This is a genomic window from Pseudomonas putida (assembly GCF_022627325.1).
Taxonomy (GTDB): domain Bacteria; phylum Pseudomonadota; class Gammaproteobacteria; order Pseudomonadales; family Pseudomonadaceae; genus Aquipseudomonas; species Aquipseudomonas putida_X.
Map to the genome: position 1 here is coordinate 356448 of NZ_JAETZZ010000001.1, position 16097 is coordinate 372544.

At 63.0% G+C, this 16097-nt stretch carries 12 protein-coding genes and 6 tRNA genes; 16 read left to right on the top strand and 2 right to left on the bottom strand.

Going from position 1 to position 16097, the window contains the following annotated elements:
- The first annotated feature begins 287 nt into the window (after positions 1-287).
- From uvrB to JNA92_RS01665, 13 genes are all read left to right on the top strand, one after another.
- A complete protein-coding gene (uvrB, locus tag JNA92_RS01605) occupies positions 288-2303 on the top strand; it encodes an excinuclease ABC subunit UvrB (protein WP_241803045.1) in 2016 nt (671 codons plus the stop codon).
- Positions 2304-2448: 145 nt separating this feature from the next.
- Positions 2449-3930, top strand: coding sequence for a glutamate--tRNA ligase (gltX, locus tag JNA92_RS01610; protein WP_241803046.1), 1482 nt, complete (start codon positions 2449-2451; stop codon positions 3928-3930).
- Positions 3931-4176: 246 nt separating this feature from the next.
- Positions 4177-4252, top strand: a tRNA-Ala gene (locus JNA92_RS01615).
- Between the two features lie 72 nt (positions 4253-4324).
- Positions 4325-4400: transfer RNA gene (locus JNA92_RS01620), tRNA-Glu, on the top strand.
- 51 nt (positions 4401-4451) lie between these two features.
- Positions 4452-4527: transfer RNA gene (locus JNA92_RS01625), tRNA-Ala, on the top strand.
- A 42-nt stretch (positions 4528-4569) separates the two neighbouring features.
- Positions 4570-4645, top strand: a tRNA-Glu gene (locus JNA92_RS01630).
- Between the two features lie 64 nt (positions 4646-4709).
- A tRNA-Ala gene (locus tag JNA92_RS01635) sits at positions 4710-4785 on the top strand.
- A gap of 42 nt (positions 4786-4827) precedes the next feature.
- Positions 4828-4903, top strand: a tRNA-Glu gene (locus JNA92_RS01640).
- A 169-nt stretch (positions 4904-5072) separates the two neighbouring features.
- Positions 5073-5612, top strand: a complete 540-nt coding sequence (locus tag JNA92_RS01645; protein WP_241803047.1) for a TetR/AcrR family transcriptional regulator — start codon at positions 5073-5075, stop codon at positions 5610-5612.
- Between the two features lie 23 nt (positions 5613-5635).
- Entirely contained in the window at positions 5636-6469 is an 834-nt protein-coding gene (locus JNA92_RS01650; RefSeq protein ID WP_241803048.1) for an alpha/beta fold hydrolase, read from the top strand.
- Positions 6470-6512: 43 nt separating this feature from the next.
- A complete protein-coding gene (locus JNA92_RS01655; RefSeq protein WP_241803049.1) occupies positions 6513-6947 on the top strand; it encodes an acyl-CoA thioesterase in 435 nt (144 codons plus the stop codon).
- A 50-nt stretch (positions 6948-6997) separates the two neighbouring features.
- Entirely contained in the window at positions 6998-7969 is a 972-nt protein-coding gene (locus JNA92_RS01660; RefSeq protein ID WP_241803050.1) for a tRNA dihydrouridine synthase, read from the top strand.
- Between the two features lie 150 nt (positions 7970-8119).
- Complete coding sequence (locus JNA92_RS01665) at positions 8120-8563, top strand: Hsp20 family protein (protein ID WP_241803051.1); 444 nt, start codon at positions 8120-8122, stop codon at positions 8561-8563.
- 125 nt (positions 8564-8688) lie between these two features.
- Here JNA92_RS01665 and JNA92_RS01670 read toward each other — a convergent pair whose 3' ends face one another.
- Entirely contained in the window at positions 8689-11985 is a 3297-nt protein-coding gene (locus JNA92_RS01670) for a PAS domain S-box protein (protein ID WP_241803052.1), read from the bottom strand.
- 61 nt (positions 11986-12046) lie between these two features.
- On the bottom strand, positions 12047-12925 hold the full coding sequence (locus JNA92_RS01675; protein WP_241803053.1) for a LysR family transcriptional regulator: 879 nt from the start codon (positions 12923-12925) through the stop codon (positions 12047-12049).
- A 130-nt stretch (positions 12926-13055) separates the two neighbouring features.
- Here JNA92_RS01675 and leuC point away from each other — a divergent pair, with 130 nt between their 5' ends.
- The 3 genes from leuC (at position 13056) to JNA92_RS01690 (ending at position 16044) form a co-directional block, all read left to right on the top strand.
- Positions 13056-14489 (top strand): 3-isopropylmalate dehydratase large subunit, encoded by a 1434-nt coding sequence (gene leuC / locus JNA92_RS01680; RefSeq protein ID WP_241803054.1) that lies wholly within the window; start codon positions 13056-13058, stop codon positions 14487-14489.
- A complete protein-coding gene (leuD, locus tag JNA92_RS01685; RefSeq protein ID WP_241803055.1) occupies positions 14486-15130 on the top strand; it encodes a 3-isopropylmalate dehydratase small subunit in 645 nt (214 codons plus the stop codon). Before leuC ends, leuD begins: the two co-directional genes overlap by 4 nt.
- A 149-nt stretch (positions 15131-15279) precedes the next feature.
- Entirely contained in the window at positions 15280-16044 is a 765-nt protein-coding gene (locus JNA92_RS01690; protein WP_241803056.1) for a class I SAM-dependent methyltransferase, read from the top strand.
- Positions 16045-16097 lie beyond the last annotated feature (53 nt).

Consider the following 16097-nt stretch of genomic DNA (forward strand, 5'->3'; position numbering starts at 1 on the left):
TGTTACCTTGGCTCTGAATGGAGAGTGATAGGGCGTACACGCTCCAGCCGAATGCACTGAAGCGGTGCACAAACGGGGAGTCAGTATAGTGATACCGACCGGTCACTGCGACAGTGCGGCGCAGCTTTTACGGGTATTTGCGCAAATTTTTTTCAACCATTGGTCGATTTGCCGGGTCCACCGCAGGGAGCGATCACTGAGCCGCCTTGAATGCGACCCCTGGCGGGCGCATTTGGGTATAGACTACTGGCTAAATTTACAGTTACTGCGTTACCGCGAGGTCCGACATGTCCGAGTTCCAGCTCGTCACCCGTTTTCAGCCGGCCGGCGACCAGCCCGAGGCCATCCGCCAGATGGTAGAGGGCATCGAGGCGGGCCTGTCGCACCAGACCCTGCTCGGTGTAACCGGTTCAGGCAAGACCTTCAGCATTGCCAACGTCATCGCGCAGGTGCAGCGCCCGACCTTGGTGCTGGCGCCCAACAAGACGCTGGCCGCGCAGTTGTATGGCGAGTTCAAGGCGTTCTTCCCGAACAACGCCGTCGAGTATTTCGTTTCTTATTACGACTATTACCAGCCCGAAGCCTACGTGCCGTCGTCGGACACCTTCATCGAGAAGGATGCTTCGATCAACGATCACATCGAGCAGATGCGGCTGTCTGCGACCAAGGCGCTGTTGGAGCGCCGCGATGCGATCATCGTCACCACGGTTTCGTGCATCTACGGCCTGGGCAGCCCCGAGACCTACCTGAAGATGGTCCTGCACGTCGACCGCGGCGACAAGCTTGACCAGCGCGCGCTGCTGCGCCGCCTGGCCGATCTGCAGTACACGCGCAACGAGATGGATTTCGCCCGCGCCACCTTCCGTGTGCGCGGCGATGTCGTCGATATCTTCCCGGCTGAATCGGACCTTGAAGCCATCCGCATCGAGCTGTTCGACGACGAGGTAGAGAACATCGCTGCGTTCGACCCGCTCACCGGCGAAGTCTTTCGTAAGCTGCCGCGCTTCACCTTCTACCCCAAGAGCCACTACGTCACCCCTCGGGAAACCCTGCTGGAGGCGGTAGAAGGGATCAAGGACGAGCTCAAGGACCGCCTCGAGTACTTGCACAAGGCCAACAAGCTGGTCGAGGCCCAGCGCCTGGAGCAGCGTACCCGTTTCGACCTGGAGATGATCCTCGAACTGGGTTACTGCAATGGCATCGAGAACTACTCGCGCTACCTGTCCGGGCGCCCGGCGGGTGCGCCGCCGCCCACCCTCTACGACTACCTGCCGGCCGATGCGCTGCTGGTGATCGACGAATCCCACGTCAGCGTTCCGCAGGTCGGGGCGATGTACAAGGGCGACCGCTCGCGCAAGGAAACCCTGGTCGAGTACGGTTTTCGCCTGCCGTCGGCGCTGGACAACCGGCCGATGCGCTTCGATGAGTGGGAGTCGGTCAGCCCGCAGACCATCTTCGTTTCGGCAACGCCCGGGCCTTATGAGGCCGAGCACGCCGGGCGAGTGGTCGAGCAGGTGGTGCGCCCGACCGGGCTGGTCGACCCGCAGGTCGAGGTGCGCCCGGCGCTGACCCAGGTCGACGACCTGCTATCGGAAATCCGCAAGCGCGTGGAGCAGGGCGAGCGGGTGCTGGCCACCACGTTGACCAAGCGCATGGCAGAGGACCTTTCCGACTATCTGGCCGATCACGATGTGCGGGTGCGCTACCTGCACTCGGACATCGACACCGTGGAACGGGTAGAAATCATCCGTGACCTGCGCCTGGGCACGTTCGACGTCCTGGTGGGCATCAACCTGCTGCGCGAGGGCCTGGACATGCCTGAGGTGTCGCTGGTGGCGATCCTCGATGCCGACAAGGAAGGCTTCCTGCGCTCCGAGCGCTCGCTCATCCAGACCATCGGGCGTGCGGCGCGTAACCTCAATGGTCGCGCGATTCTCTATGCCGATCAGATAACCGGCTCCATGCAGCGTGCCATCGATGAAACCGAGCGCCGCCGGGAGAAGCAGGTCGCCTTCAACCAGGCCAATGGCATCGTGCCCAAGGGTGTGGTCAAGGACATTGCCGATATCATGGAAGGCGCCACCGTGCCGGGGGCGCGCAGCAAGAAGCGCAAGGGCATGGCCAAGGCCGCAGAGGAGAGCGCCCGTTACGAAGCCGAACTGCGTACGCCGGGCGAGATCACCAAGCGCATCAAGCAACTGGAAGAGAAAATGATGCAGTTTGCCCGCGACCTGGAATTCGAGGCGGCGGCGCAGTTGCGCGACGAGATTACCAAGCTGCGCGAGCGGTTGATCACCAGTTGAAGGCTGGTTGGGCCTGTGACGGCGGCATGGTCTTGGGCGGTGTCCATGCCGGCCGTCGCCCAATAACCCACCTCCCGCGCTGGAGCGCGGTGCCCGCACCCTGCTAACATCGTGCCTTTGTTTCATCTTTCGTTCGAGACCCTCCATGACCACCGTTCGCACGCGTATCGCGCCATCGCCCACGGGCGACCCCCATGTCGGCACTGCCTACATCGCCCTGTTCAACTACTGCTTCGCCAAGCAGCATGGCGGTGAGTTCATCCTGCGCATCGAAGACACCGACCAGCTCCGCTCGACCCGCGAGTCGGAGCAGCAGATCTTCGATGCCCTGCGCTGGCTTGGCATCGAATGGAACGAAGGCCCGGATGTAGGTGGCCCGCACGGCCCTTACCGGCAGAGCGAGCGTGGCGAGATCTACGCCCGCTACGCCAAGGAGCTGGTCGATGCCGGCCATGCGTTCTACTGCTTCTGCACCGCCGAAGAGCTGGAGCAGATGCGCGCCGAGCAGATGGCCCGCGGTGAAACCCCGCGCTACGACGGCCGCGCGTTGCTGCTGAGCGATGAGGAAGTGCAGCGCCGCCTGGCCGCTGGCGAGCCCCATGTGATCCGCATGAAGGTACCGAGCGAAGGTATCTGCGTGGTCCCGGACATGCTCCGTGGCGATGTCGAGATCCCATGGGACCGCATGGACATGCAGGTGCTGATGAAGAACGACGGCCTGCCGACCTACTTCCTGGCCAACGTGGTCGACGACCACCTGATGGGCATCACCCACGTGTTGCGCGGTGAAGAGTGGCTGCCGTCGGCACCCAAGCTGATCAAGCTGTACGAATACTTCGGCTGGGAGCAGCCCAAGCTGTGCTACATGCCGCTGCTGCGCAACCCGGACAAGAGCAAGCTTTCCAAGCGCAAGAACCCGACCTCGGTGACCTTCTACGAGCGCATGGGCTTCATGCCTGAGGCCATGCTCAACTACCTCGGCCGCATGGGCTGGTCGATGCCGGATGAGCGCGAGAAGTTCTCCCTGGCCGAAATGGTCGAGCACTTCGACCTGTCGCGTATCTCGCTGGGCGGGCCGATCTTCGACATCGAGAAGCTGTCCTGGCTCAACGGCCAGTGGCTGCGCGAACTGCCGGTGGAAGCATTCGCTGCGCGTCTGCAGAAGTGGGCGTTCAATAGCGACTACATGATGAAGATCGCCCCGCACGTACAGGGGCGGGTCGAAACCTTCAGCCAGGTTGCCCCGCTGGGTGGTTTCTTCTTCGAGGGCGCGCTCAAGCTCGACGCCAGGCTGTTCGAGAGCAAGAAACTGTCCGCCGACCAGGTGCGCCAGGTGATGCAGTTGATCCTGTGGAAACTGGAAAGCCTTCGTCAGTGGGAAAAAGAGCGCATCACCGGCTGCATCCAGGCCGTGGTCGAAGCGCTGGAGCTGAAGCTGCGTGACGCCATGCCGCTGATGTTCGCCGCCATCACCGGCCAGGCCAGCTCGGTGTCGGTGCTCGATGCCATGGAAATCCTCGGCCCTGACCTTACCCGCTATCGCCTGCGCCAAGCCCTGGACTTGCTCGGTGGCGTGTCCAAGAAAGAAAACAAAGAGTGGGAAAAGCTGCTGGCCAACATTGCCTGATGCGGCATTGACGCGGTGCCAGTGCCAGCGGGTTATGCCGCTGGCACTGGTGCCGGTGCCGAAAAGCCGGGCGCCTGAATCAGGGCAGGGTGGTAAGTGGTTGTTATCTGTGAAAAAACTTTTGAATATTTTCAAAATTTAGTTTGACAGCCCTGCAATCCGAACTTAATATGCGCCCCGTCCACAGCGATGAACGAAACGAAGCGCCAGGCACCCAGCCGGTGATTCAGTTCAACGCGACATTGTGGGGCTATAGCTCAGCTGGGAGAGCGCCTGCATGGCATGCAGGAGGTCAGCGGTTCGATCCCGCTTAGCTCCACCAAATTCCGCTTAACAGCTCTGGCTGGTAAGCAAGACCGGGTCCAGCAACCGGGTCTTGAAGGTAAGAAGGTTCGTCCCCTTCGTCTAGTGGCCTAGGACACCGCCCTTTCACGGCGGTAACAGGGGTTCGAGTCCCCTAGGGGACGCCAGTTTTGTACAAGCGATGGTTCACTGTCGCTGGGCCGAGAGGCTAGAAATCCGGGGCTATAGCTCAGCTGGGAGAGCGCCTGCATGGCATGCAGGAGGTCAGCGGTTCGATCCCGCTTAGCTCCACCAATTTAGCCAGGGTTCGCATGTGCGGATCTTCGCGAAGGTTACGTCCCCTTCGTCTAGTGGCCTAGGACACCGCCCTTTCACGGCGGTAACAGGGGTTCGAGTCCCCTAGGGGACGCCACTTTACCCGCGTTTTGCGGGGCTTAAAGAGGCTCATTCGCCTATTGGATGAGCCTTTTGTTTTCGGGGCTATAGCTCAGCTGGGAGAGCGCCTGCATGGCATGCAGGAGGTCAGCGGTTCGATCCCGCTTAGCTCCACCAATTTAGCCAGGGTTCGCAGTTGCGGACCTTCGCGAAGGTTATGTCCCCTTCGTCTAGTGGCCTAGGACACCGCCCTTTCACGGCGGTAACAGGGGTTCGAGTCCCCTAGGGGACGCCATTTTTACCCGCGTTTTGCGGGACTTTAGAGGCTCATTCGATTATTGAATGGGCCTTTTGTTTTTCTCCCTCCTTGAAAATGTGTGCCGACAGGCGGTGGTCGATTCTGCTTGCCAAAAAATATTATGAGAATAATATTTCGATCATCATATTCTGATCGTGAGCCGGCCATGAGCGACAAGAAGACCAAGACCCGGGAGCGCATCCTCGAAGCTGCTCGAAGCGCGTTGATCCAGCACGGTCCCGCCGAGCCCAGCGTCAGCCAGGTCATGGGTGCTGCGGGGCTGACCGTAGGAGGCTTCTATGCGCACTTCGACAGCAAGGACGAGCTCATGCTGGAGGCATTCCGCCAATTGCTCAGCGAACGCAGGGAGCTGCTGGCTCAGGTCGACCCGAGCCTGGACGGGGAAGGGCGGCGGGCACTGGTGAGTGCCTTCTACCTGTCGCGCAAGCACCGCGATGCCGAGGTGCATGCCTGTCCTCTGCCCAATTCGATCGGCGAGATGCAGCGCCTGCCAGACGTGTTTCGCGAGGTGCTGGCCGAGCACATCGAATTGATGACGGCCGCCATGGTTGACCGCCCTGAAGACGCCGACAAGGCGCTGGCTGATCTGGCGCTGATGGTAGGTGGCCTGGCCCTGGCGCGCGCCCTGGGCACCGGTGAGCTGTCTGACCGCATCCTGCGTGCCGCCAAATCGGCGGTTATCTAAGTTTCCGACCCTGGAGCAAGGCGATGACTACCCTGAGCTGGATTCGCGGTGTGAATGGCACCCTGGGGCGTCTGGCCCCGGAGCATGTAGCCGGCAAGATGCACCGGGCCTTCATGACCCCGCGTAACCTGCCGCCCAGGCAGTGGGAGCTGCCATTGCTGGCGAGCGCCGAGCGTATCACCCTGCGCTTCGGGCTGTCGGCTTTGCGTTGGGGGCAAGGCCCGACCGTGTTGCTGATGCACGGATGGGAAGGGCGTGCGACCCAGTTTGCCGCGTTGATCGAAACCCTGGTAAAGGCCGGGCATACCGTGGTCTCTCTGGAGGGGCCGGCCCATGGCTGTTCGCCTGGGCAGCAAGCGCACGTGGTGCTGTTTGCCCGTGCGCTGCTGGAGGCTGCTGCGGAACTACCGCCGTTGCGTGCCGTGATCGGCCATTCCATGGGCGGTGCCAGTGTCTTGCTGGCCCTGCAGATGGGGCTTCGGGCCGAGGCTGCGGTGAGTATTGCAGCGCCGGCCCAGTTGCTGGGTGTGCTGCGCGGCTTCGCCCGCCACCTTGGCCTGCCGGCGCGCGCCAGGGCGGCGTTCATCCGCAAGGTCGAACAGGACGTCGGCATGCAGATCAACCGCCTGGATGTCAGCGGTTACCAGCTGGAGTTGCCAGGGCTGGTCGTGCATGCCGCCGATGATGCCCTGGTGCCCGCCAGCGAGGCCGAGGTCATCCACAAGGCCTGGTTCGACAGCCGCCTGCTGCGGCTGGAAGAGGGTGGCCACCAGCGCGTGCTCGCCGACCCGCGCGTGAGCGAGGCGGTGCTCGAACTACTGTCGCGTGCCGGTGCGCCGGCCCGGCAAAGCGCTTGAACATCCGATACACTCTGCCCGTTCACTGACATTGGGAGCGGGCATGAGTTGGGACCTGGCAACGCCATTCATCATTGACCTGCGTGTCGGCGGCGAGGACATCGACGGCCTCGGGCACGCCAACAACGCGGTCTACGTCACCTGGTTGGAGCGTTGCGCCTGGCGCCACTCCCAGCGCCTGGGGCTGGACCTGGCCGAGTACCGGCGCCTTGACCGGGCCATGGCGGTGGTGCGCCATGAAATCGACTACCTCGCTGCCGCCTACGAAGATGATGAGTTGCAACTGGCAACCTGGATCATCGATTGGGACCAGCGCCTGCGCATGACCCGGCGTTTCCAGCTCAAGCGCCCGCGTGACGGTGTGACCCTGCTGCGCGCGCAGACCACCTTCGCCTGTATCGAATTGTCCAGCGGCAAGCCCAGGCGCATGCCGGCGGAGTTCATCGACGGCTACGGTCCGGCGCTGACCGGCGCCTGAATCCCCGGCATTTTTGTTAGACTGCCGGCTTTTCCCGGCGAGACCTCGAAATGCAAATTGCCCTGGCCCCCATGGAGGGGCTGGTCGACAACATCCTGCGCGACGTCCTGACCCGAGTGGGCGGCATCGATTGGTGCGTCACCGAGTTCATCCGCGTGTGCGACCGCCTGCTGCCTGCGTCTTCATTCGACAAGCTTGCACCTGAGCTACGCCAGGGCGCGCGCACGGCCGCCGGCGTACCCATGCGGGTGCAGTTGCTGGGCTCGGATCCCGTCTGCCTGGCCGAAAACGCGGCGTTGGCCTGTGAGCTGGGTGCGCCGGTCATCGACCTTAATTTCGGTTGCCCGGCCAAGACCGTGAACAAGTCACGCGGCGGCGCCGTGCTGCTCAAGGAGCCCGAATTGCTGCACGCCATCGTGCGGGAAGTGCGGCGCGCAGTGCCGGCGCACATCCCGGTCACCTCCAAGATGCGCCTTGGCTTTGACAGCCCGGACGGTGCCCTCGAGTGCGCCAGCGCGCTGGCCGAGGGCGGCTCGGCGCACCTGGTGGTGCATGCGCGCACCAAAGTCGAGGGCTATAAACCGCCCGCGCACTGGGAGTGGGTGGCGCGGGTGCAGGATGTGGTCAAGGTGCCGGTGTTCGCCAACGGTGAGATCTGGACCGTGGACGACTGGCGGCGTTGCCGCGAGGTGAGCGGGGCCGAGGACATCATGCTCGGTCGGGGCCTGGTGTCGCGGCCGGACCTGGCCTTGCAGATTGCGGCGGCGCGTGACGGGCGTGAGTACCAGCCGATGAGCTGGGAGGCGTTATTGCCCTTGCTGCGCGAGTTCTGGCGCCAGGCCCAGGCCAAGTTGTCGCCGCGTTATGCGCCGGGGCGGATGAAGCAGTGGTTGGCGATGCTGACGCGCAGTTATCCCGAAGCGGTGCTGCTGTTTGCCGAGCTGCGCAGGGAAGATGATTGCCAGCGGATCAGTCGGCTGCTGGGCGCTGAGGTGCAGGCATTCGACGCCTGTGTCGCGTGATCCGTGGTGCCCGGGGCCGGTAAAATTCACCGAAAAATTTTTTGTTTTTACCCCTTGAAAGCCATTTCCTGAGCCTTATTTATTCAGTACGCGATGCCGAAGTCGGGTCGCGTAGTGACTTTACTTGCTGAATCTCAGGAGTTTATGACCATGACTACCGCTTTCTCTCTTGCACCCCTGTTCCGCCATTCCGTTGGCTTCGACCGTTTCAACGACCTGTTCGAGTCCGCGGCACGTAACGAGGCGGGTAGCAGCTACCCACCCTACAACGTTGAAAAACATGGCGATGACCACTATCGCATCGTCGTTGCCGCAGCCGGTTTCCAGGAACAGGACCTCGACCTTCAGGTCGAGAAAGGCGTCCTGACCGTGATCGGTGGCAAACGCGATAACAGCGCTGATGAAGTGACCTATCTGCACCAGGGCATCGCCCAGCGCGCATTCAAGCTGTCGTTCCGCCTGGCGGACCATATCGAGGTCAAATCAGCCGGCCTCGCCAATGGGCTGCTCAGCATTGACCTGCTGCGCCTCGTGCCGGAAGAAGCCAAGGCCAAGCGCATTCCGATCAATGGTGACAAACCAGCACTCAACTGAGGCTGGCGGCTGTATCAGGGCTGCTAAGCAGCCCATCGCCGGCAAGCCGGCCCCCACAGGATCGCGCCGTACCTGTGGGGGCCGGCTTTTTTGCGATTGGCCGGCACCCCATCGGTTTTCGTCGTTTAGAAATCGGCGGGGGCTTCCAGCAGCATTTGCCGGAACTCCGGTAGCGGCAGCGGCCGGCTGTGCAGGTAACCCTGGTACAGGTGACACCCCAGCCGTTCAAGAAATTCCAGTTGCTCGGTCAGTTCCACGCCTTCGGCGATCACCGCAAGGTCCAGGCTGCGCGCCATGGCGACGATGGCGCGGACGATCTCGGCGTCGTTGGCGTCCAATGGAGCGTCGCGCACGAAGGTCTGGTCGATCTTCAGTGCGTCCACCGGCAAGCGCTTGAGGTACGTCAGCGAGGAGTAGCCCGTGCCGAAATCGTCCATGGCGAAGCTCACCCCATGGCGTTTGAGCTCGCGCATCTTGCTGATGGTGTCTTCCAGGTTCTGGATCACGATGCCTTCGGTGATCTCAAGCTTGAGCATGTGCCGCGGCAGGCGGTAGTCGTCCAGGCTGCGCAGCACCCGTTCGACGAAGTCGTTCTGGCGAAACTGCCTGGGGCTGATGTTCACGCACAGGCTGAAATCATCGGCATCGATCAACCCGTCTGCCAGCATCCGCGAGCAAGCGTCGCAGGCTTCGTCGAGTATCCAGCTGCCCACTTCCAGGATCAGGCCGCTTTCCTCCAGCACCTGGATGAACTGAGCCGGCGGTTGCTGGCCCAGTTGCGGGTGATGCCAGCGCAACAGTACCTCGGCCCCGACGATACGGTTGTCGCGGGCGTCCACCTGGGGCTGAAAGTGCAAGGCCAGTTCACCGCGTGCCAGTGCCAGGCGCAGGTCGCTTTCCATGCGCAGGCGCTCGCTGGCCGCCTTTTGCATGGTGGTATGGAACAACTGGGTCGTGTTGCGCCCTGAGTCCTTGGCACGGTAAAGGGCGATGTCGGCGCGTTTGAGCAGGTCGGCAGGGGTGGTGCCGTGGTCCGGGATCAAAGCCACGCCGATGCTCGGTGTTACCTGCAGGCGCTGGCCATCCAGCGACATGGGTTCGGCCAGCAGTTCGCGCAGGGTATCGGCCAGCTCGCGAACCTTGTCCTCCACGGCCTCGCGGCTGCCTTCCAGGCCACTGAGCAATACCACGAATTCGTCGCCACCCAGGCGTGCCACCGTATCTTCCAGGCGCACACTGGCTTCCAGCCGGGCGGTGATGATCTTCAGCACCGTGTCGCCGACCGGGTGGCCGAGGGAGTCGTTGATGTGCTTGAAATGGTCGAGGTCGAGAAACAGCAAGGCGCCGCGCAGGTTGTGCCGGCGCAGCAGGGCGATCTGCTGGCTCAGGCGGTCCATCAGCAAGGCGCGGTTGGGCAGGTTGGTCAGCGGGTCGTGGTAGGCCAGGTGGCGGATCTGCGCCTGGGCATTCTTCAGCTGGCTGACATCGCGGGCGGTGAGTAGCAGGCAATCGGTCTCGTTGAGGCTGATCGGTTCCACCGAGACCTCTACGGTGAGGATGTCGCCACGCTTGGTGCGCCCGAGCATCTCCCGGTGGTGCACCCGGCCACGCTCCTTCAGCTCAATCAGCAAAGCGCGACGCTGCTTGTCGTCGGCCCAGATACCCAGCTCGTAGACGCTGCGGCCGATCACTTCGGCGGTGCTGTAGCCCGTGAGCCGGCAGAACCCATCGTTGACCTCCACATAGCGGCCGCTGTGGCGCTCGGTGATGGTGATGGCGTCCGGGCTGGAATGAAACGCCTTGGCGAACTTCTCTTCGCTGGACTTGAGCGCTGCTTCGGCCCGTTGCTGTTGGGTGATGTCGCGCAGGGTGGTGACACTGCAGGGCTGGTTGTCGACGCTGATCAGCCGGCTGGAAATCACACAGGTCAGGGGTGAGCCGTTGCGGTGGTTGACCACCACGGCCACGTTGCTCAGGGCCTGTTCGCGGATGACCCGTTCGATGCGTTGCGCGCGTTCGATCGACTCGGCCCAGAGGCCGATCTGTTCAGCGGTACGGCCGATCACCTGCTCGCTGCCCCAGCCAAAGGTCTGGGTGAAGGCCGGGTTGATCTCGATGAACTGGCCGGTGTCCTGACGGGTTACGCAGATCGGGTCGGGGCTGACCTGGAACAGGCTGGCGAATTTCTCTTCCGAGGCGCTCAGGCGCAGTTCGCGCTCGACCTGCTCGGTGATGTCCAGCAGGGTGCCAGCCATGCGCAACGGGTTACCGTACTCGTCGCGGTACAGCCGTGCTCGGCTTTCGATGTAGCGTGAAGCGCCGTCTTCCAGTTGCACACGGTAGGTGATCTGGTAGTTGCCCGCTGGGCCTTCGCGCAGGCTGCGGTAAGCCTGGCGCATGCCATCGCGCTCGTCCTGGGGCACGCCTTCGAAAAACGCGTCGAACGATTCGTGAAAGGGTATCGGGTCCAGCCCGTGCAATTGCGCGGCGCGGGCCGAGCCATAGAGCATGCCGCTGGGGATGTGCCAGTCCCAGGTGCCCAGTTGCGCCGAGTCCAGGGCCAGGTCAAGGCGTTCCTGGCTATCCTTGAGCGCTTGCTCGGCGCGTTTGCGCTCGGACGTGTCGACGAAGGTGCTGAGCAGGAACGTCACCCCTTCCAGCTCGATGCCCTGGGTGCACAGAATGCCGTCGTGAATCTTGCCGCTGCTGGCGCGCAACTGCACCTCCATGATGGCCGGGCTGCCGCTGGCACGGGTCGCCTCCAGCACCTGGTGACGCTGCTCCGGGTTCACCCAGATGCCGAGCTCCAGGCTGGTCTTGCCGATCACCTGGTCACCGGGCCAGCCGAACATGTCCTCGAAATGCTGATTGACTTCGAAAATCATGCCGTCGTGGCGGCGGGTGAGAAGAATCGCGTTGGGGCTCAGGTGAAACAGGGTGGCAAAACGCTTCTCCGAGTTGATCAGAGCGGTTTCCCGTTCGCGCTGGCGGGTTATCTCGCGGATCACCCCGATCATCTGGGGCCGGCCTTGGGGGTCGTGGGTCAGGCTGCCGTTGATTTCCAGCCAATGCAGGCTCCCGTCCGGCCAGCGGATGCGATGGCGCATGGCTTTCTCGGCCGGCTCACCGTTGACCACTGCCTGGAACAGTTGGCGCGTGCGGGCGCGATCTTCTTCCGGTAGCAGGTCGAGGTAATCGATATCGTTGGGCAGAGGACGCTGCGGATCGAAGCCAAACAGTGCCTGGGTGCCGCGCGACCAGCTCACCCGGCCACTGTCGATGTCCCACAGCCAGGCGCCCAGGCGTGCACCATTGAGCGCAGCCAGCAGTTGCGGGGCGTTCTGCCAGGCCTGCTCCGACTCCCTGGGATTGGCCGCAGGGATGCGCGGCAGGCGCGGAAAGCGGTTTGCTGATTTGGGCATGGGTACCAGACCTTTGGCGTTTGAGGCGTCCCTGGGTTGGAAGTGCAGGCCTGACGACCGGTCAGGCGGGCCCTGCGTGGCTGTCGAGCAAGGCCATGAAGGCCCTGGCGGCGTTCGATAGCGTTCGCTCGGTATGCAATATGTAGCCTAGCTGGCGTGACAGCTGTATGCCGGGTAATGCGATGGGTGCAACCTGATCATCGAGCATGGTGCGCGGTAGCACGCTCCAGGCCAGGCCGATCGAGACCATCATCTTGATGGTTTCCAGGTAGTTGGTGCTCATGGCGATGTTCGGGGTCAGCCCCTGGCTTTCGAACAGGCGCTGGACGATGTGGTGGGTGAAGGTATTGCCGCCTGGGAATACCGCCGGGTGGCGGGCAACGTCCGCCAGGCTGACCCGGGTATTGCTGGCCAGCGGGTGCTCGGGGGCAGCGACGAAGTCCAGGGCGTCGTCCCAGACGGGGATGGCCTTGATCAGGTGATGGGGCTCGGGTGCCAGGGTGATGACCGCTATCTCGGCGCGGCCGTGCAGCACCTCGTCGTAGGCCGCTTCCGAATCGAGGAACTGAATATCCAACGCCACGGCCGGGTGCTGGCGAGTGAATGCCCGTAATAGCGGGGGCAGGCGGTGCAGGCCAATGTGATGACTGGTGGCGAGGGTCAGGCGACCACTCACCTGCCCGGTCAGGTTGGTCAGCGCACGTCGGGTATCATCGAGGACGTTGAGGATCTGATAGGCGCGCGGCAGCAGGGCGCGGCCAGCTTCGGTCAAGGTCACCTCACGGCCCAGACGATCGAACAGGCGCACGTCCAGCTGTTGCTCCAGCCCGGCAATGCGCTTGCTCACGGCCGGTTGGGTCAGGTGCAGGCGCTCGCCGGCCCCGGAGAAGCTGCCGGTCTCGGCAATGGCAATGAAGGCGCTCAGGTTGGCCAGGTCCATTGTTCGAATTCCTGATGGTTATGCAAAGCATGAAAATTATGAATTTGAGTTATTCAATCTATCGCCATAGCATCGTCCGTACAAGCCAAGGGGTCTTTGGCATAGAAAGACGCTGATGAGGAACAGTCTGATGGCTGGCAAAACGCTCTACGACAAACTCTGGGAAGCCCATGAGGTCAAGCGCCGTGATGACGGCTCGTCCTTGATCTACATCGACCGCCATATCATCCACGAAGTGACCTCGCCCCAGGCCTTTGAGGGCCTGCGCCTGGCCAACCGCAAGCCGTGGCGCATCGATGCCAACATCGCTACCCCTGACCACAACGTGCCGACTACCCCGGAACGCAAGGGCGGGATCGAGGCCATCGCCGACCAGGTGTCGCGCCTGCAGGTGCAGACCCTCGATGAGAACTGCGACGAATACGGCATCGTCGAATTCAAGATGAATGACGTTCGCCAGGGCATCGTCCACGTCATCAGCCCCGAGCAGGGCGCCACCTTGCCTGGCATGACCGTGGTCTGCGGCGACTCGCACACCTCCACCCACGGCGCCTTCGGTGCCTTGGCCCATGGTATCGGCACCTCCGAGGTCGAGCACGTGCTCGCCACCCAGTGCCTGGTCGCCAAAAAGATGAAGAACATGCTGGTGCGCGTCGAGGGCACATTGCCTGTCGGCGTCACGGCCAAGGACATCGTGCTTGCCGTGATCGGCAAGATCGGCACCGCTGGTGGCAACGGCCACGCCATGGAATTCGCTGGCAGCGCCATCCGCGCCCTGTCCATGGAAGGCCGCATGACCATCTGCAACATGTCGATCGAGGCCGGTGCGCGGGTTGGCCTGGTTGCCACCGATGCCACCACCATTGCCTACGTCAAAGGCCGCCCTTATGCGCCTGTAGGCGAGCAGTGGGAGCGTGCAGTCGAGGCGTGGAAAGACCTGGTATCCGATGACGATGCGGTGTTCGACACCGTGGTCGAGCTCGATGCGGCGCAAATCAAGCCGCAGGTCAGCTGGGGCACCTCGCCCGAGATGGTCCTGGCCGTCGACCAGCGTGTGCCGGACCCTGCCGCCGAAACCGACCTGGTCAAGCGTGGCTCGATCGAGCGCGCCCTGAAGTACATGGGCCTGAGCGCCAACCAGGCGATCACCGATATCCAGCTGGACCGTGTATTCATAGGCTCGTGCACCAACTCGCGGATCGAAGACCTGCGCGCCGCAGCTGCAATCGCCAAAGGCCGCAAGGTGGCTGCCACTGTCAAGCAAGCCATCGTGGTGCCGGGTTCGGGCCTGGTCAAGGCCCAGGCCGAGCGTGAAGGCCTGGACAAGATCTTCCTCGAGGCGGGTTTCGAGTGGCGTGAGCCAGGCTGCTCGATGTGCCTGGCCATGAACCCGGACCGCCTGGAAAGCGGCGAGCACTGCGCGTCCACGTCAAACCGCAACTTCGAAGGGCGTCAGGGTGCAGGTGGCCGTACCCACCTGGTCAGCCCGGCCATGGCTGCCGCTGCAGCGGTGACTGGTCACTTCATCGATGTTCGCGAGTTGATCCAAGGGAGCGCAGCATGAAAGCCTTTACCCAGCACACCGGTCTCGTCGCGCCGTTGGACCGTGCCAATGTCGACACCGATCAGATCATTCCCAAGCAGTTCCTCAAGTCGATCAAGCGTACCGGCTTTGGCCCCAACCTGTTCGATGAGTGGCGTTACCTGGACGTTGGCCAGCCTTACCAGGACAACAGCAAGCGCCCGGTGAACAAAGAGTTCGTGCTCAATCACGAACGCTACCAGGGCGCCAGCGTGTTGCTGGCACGGGAGAACTTCGGCTGCGGGTCGAGCCGCGAGCACGCGCCTTGGGCGCTGGACGAATACGGCTTCCGTAGCGTGATCGCGCCGAGCTTCGCCGACATCTTCTTCAACAACAGCTTCAAGAACGGCCTGTTGCCGATCATTCTGAGCGATGAGGAAGTCGATGAGCTGTTCAAGCAGGTCGAAGCCAACCCCGGCTACCAGCTGACCATCGATCTGCAGGCACAGGCGGTGACCCGCCCGGACGGCAAGGTGCTGCACTTCGAGATCGACGCGTTCCGCAAGCACTGCCTGCTCAACGGTCTGGACGATATCGGCCTGACCTTGCAGGACGGCGAGGCGATCAAGGCCTTCGAGGGCAAACACCGCGCCGCACAGCCTTGGCTGTTCCGTGATGCCTGAATGATGTAACCGGGTTTGCTGGCCTCAGCGCCGGCAAGCCGGCTGCCACACGTCCTGCACAGGTGTTGACGCTTGTGGGGGCTCTGTGGGGGCCGGCTTGCCGGCGATAGCGGCCGTAGAGACAACCCAAAATCAAAAGGAACGCGCCCATGACCAGCACCACCCACACCGATGTGGTCCAACGCCAGTTTGGCGAACAGGCCAGTGCCTACCTCAGCAGCGCCGTGCATGCCCAGGGCAGTGAATTTGCCCTGCTGCAAGCCGAGCTGGCCGGGCAGGGTGCGGCTCGCGTGCTGGACCTGGGCTGTGGTGCCGGCCATGTCAGCTTCCACATCGCGCCTCTGGTGGCAGAGGTGGTCGCCTACGACCTGTCGCAGTCGATGCTCGACGTGGTTGCCAGTGCCGCTGCCGAGCGCGGCCTGGGCAATATCAGCACCCAGTGCGGTGCCGCCGAACGCCTGCCGTTCGCCGATGCCGCGTTCGATTACGTCTTCAGCCGCTATTCGGCGCACCACTGGAGCGACGTGGGCGTGGCCCTGCGTGAAGTGCGCCGCGTGCTGAAGCCGGGCGGGGTGGCGGCGTTCATCGACGTGATGTCGCCGGGCAGCCCGTTGCTCGATACCTATTTGCAAACGGTTGAAGTGCTGCGCGACACCAGCCACGTACGCGATTATTCTGCCGCCGAGTGGCAGCGCCAGGTCAGCGAAGCCGGCCTGCATACCCGCAGCCACACGCGCCAGCGCCTGCGCCTGGAATGGAGCTCGTGGGTTGAGCGCATGCGCACGCCCGAACCGCTGCGCGTGGCCATACGCCAGTTGCAGCAAGCCATGGGCGAGGAAGTGCGGCAGTATTACCAGATTGAAGCCGATGGCTCGTTCAGCACCGATGTCATCGTGTTGTGGGCCGAGCGCTGAGTTTTTTACGGTGCGGCCGGGCTGGCCGCGCCGCTTGAATGGATAGAGGAAAG

Coding starts and splice junctions, on each gene's coding strand:
- uvrB (WP_241803045.1), top strand. CDS start 288: ATGTCCGAGTTCCAGCTCGTCACCCGTTTTCAGCCGGCCGGCGACCAG.
- gltX (WP_241803046.1), top strand. CDS start 2,449: ATGACCACCGTTCGCACGCGTATCGCGCCATCGCCCACGGGCGACCCC.
- JNA92_RS01645 (WP_241803047.1), top strand. CDS start 5,073: ATGAGCGACAAGAAGACCAAGACCCGGGAGCGCATCCTCGAAGCTGCT.
- JNA92_RS01650 (WP_241803048.1), top strand. CDS start 5,636: ATGACTACCCTGAGCTGGATTCGCGGTGTGAATGGCACCCTGGGGCGT.
- JNA92_RS01655 (WP_241803049.1), top strand. CDS start 6,513: ATGAGTTGGGACCTGGCAACGCCATTCATCATTGACCTGCGTGTCGGC.
- JNA92_RS01660 (WP_241803050.1), top strand. CDS start 6,998: ATGCAAATTGCCCTGGCCCCCATGGAGGGGCTGGTCGACAACATCCTG.
- JNA92_RS01665 (WP_241803051.1), top strand. CDS start 8,120: ATGACTACCGCTTTCTCTCTTGCACCCCTGTTCCGCCATTCCGTTGGC.
- JNA92_RS01670 (WP_241803052.1), bottom strand. CDS start 11,985: ATGCCCAAATCAGCAAACCGCTTTCCGCGCCTGCCGCGCATCCCTGCG.
- JNA92_RS01675 (WP_241803053.1), bottom strand. CDS start 12,925: ATGGACCTGGCCAACCTGAGCGCCTTCATTGCCATTGCCGAGACCGGC.
- leuC (WP_241803054.1), top strand. CDS start 13,056: ATGGCTGGCAAAACGCTCTACGACAAACTCTGGGAAGCCCATGAGGTC.
- leuD (WP_241803055.1), top strand. CDS start 14,486: ATGAAAGCCTTTACCCAGCACACCGGTCTCGTCGCGCCGTTGGACCGT.
- JNA92_RS01690 (WP_241803056.1), top strand. CDS start 15,280: ATGACCAGCACCACCCACACCGATGTGGTCCAACGCCAGTTTGGCGAA.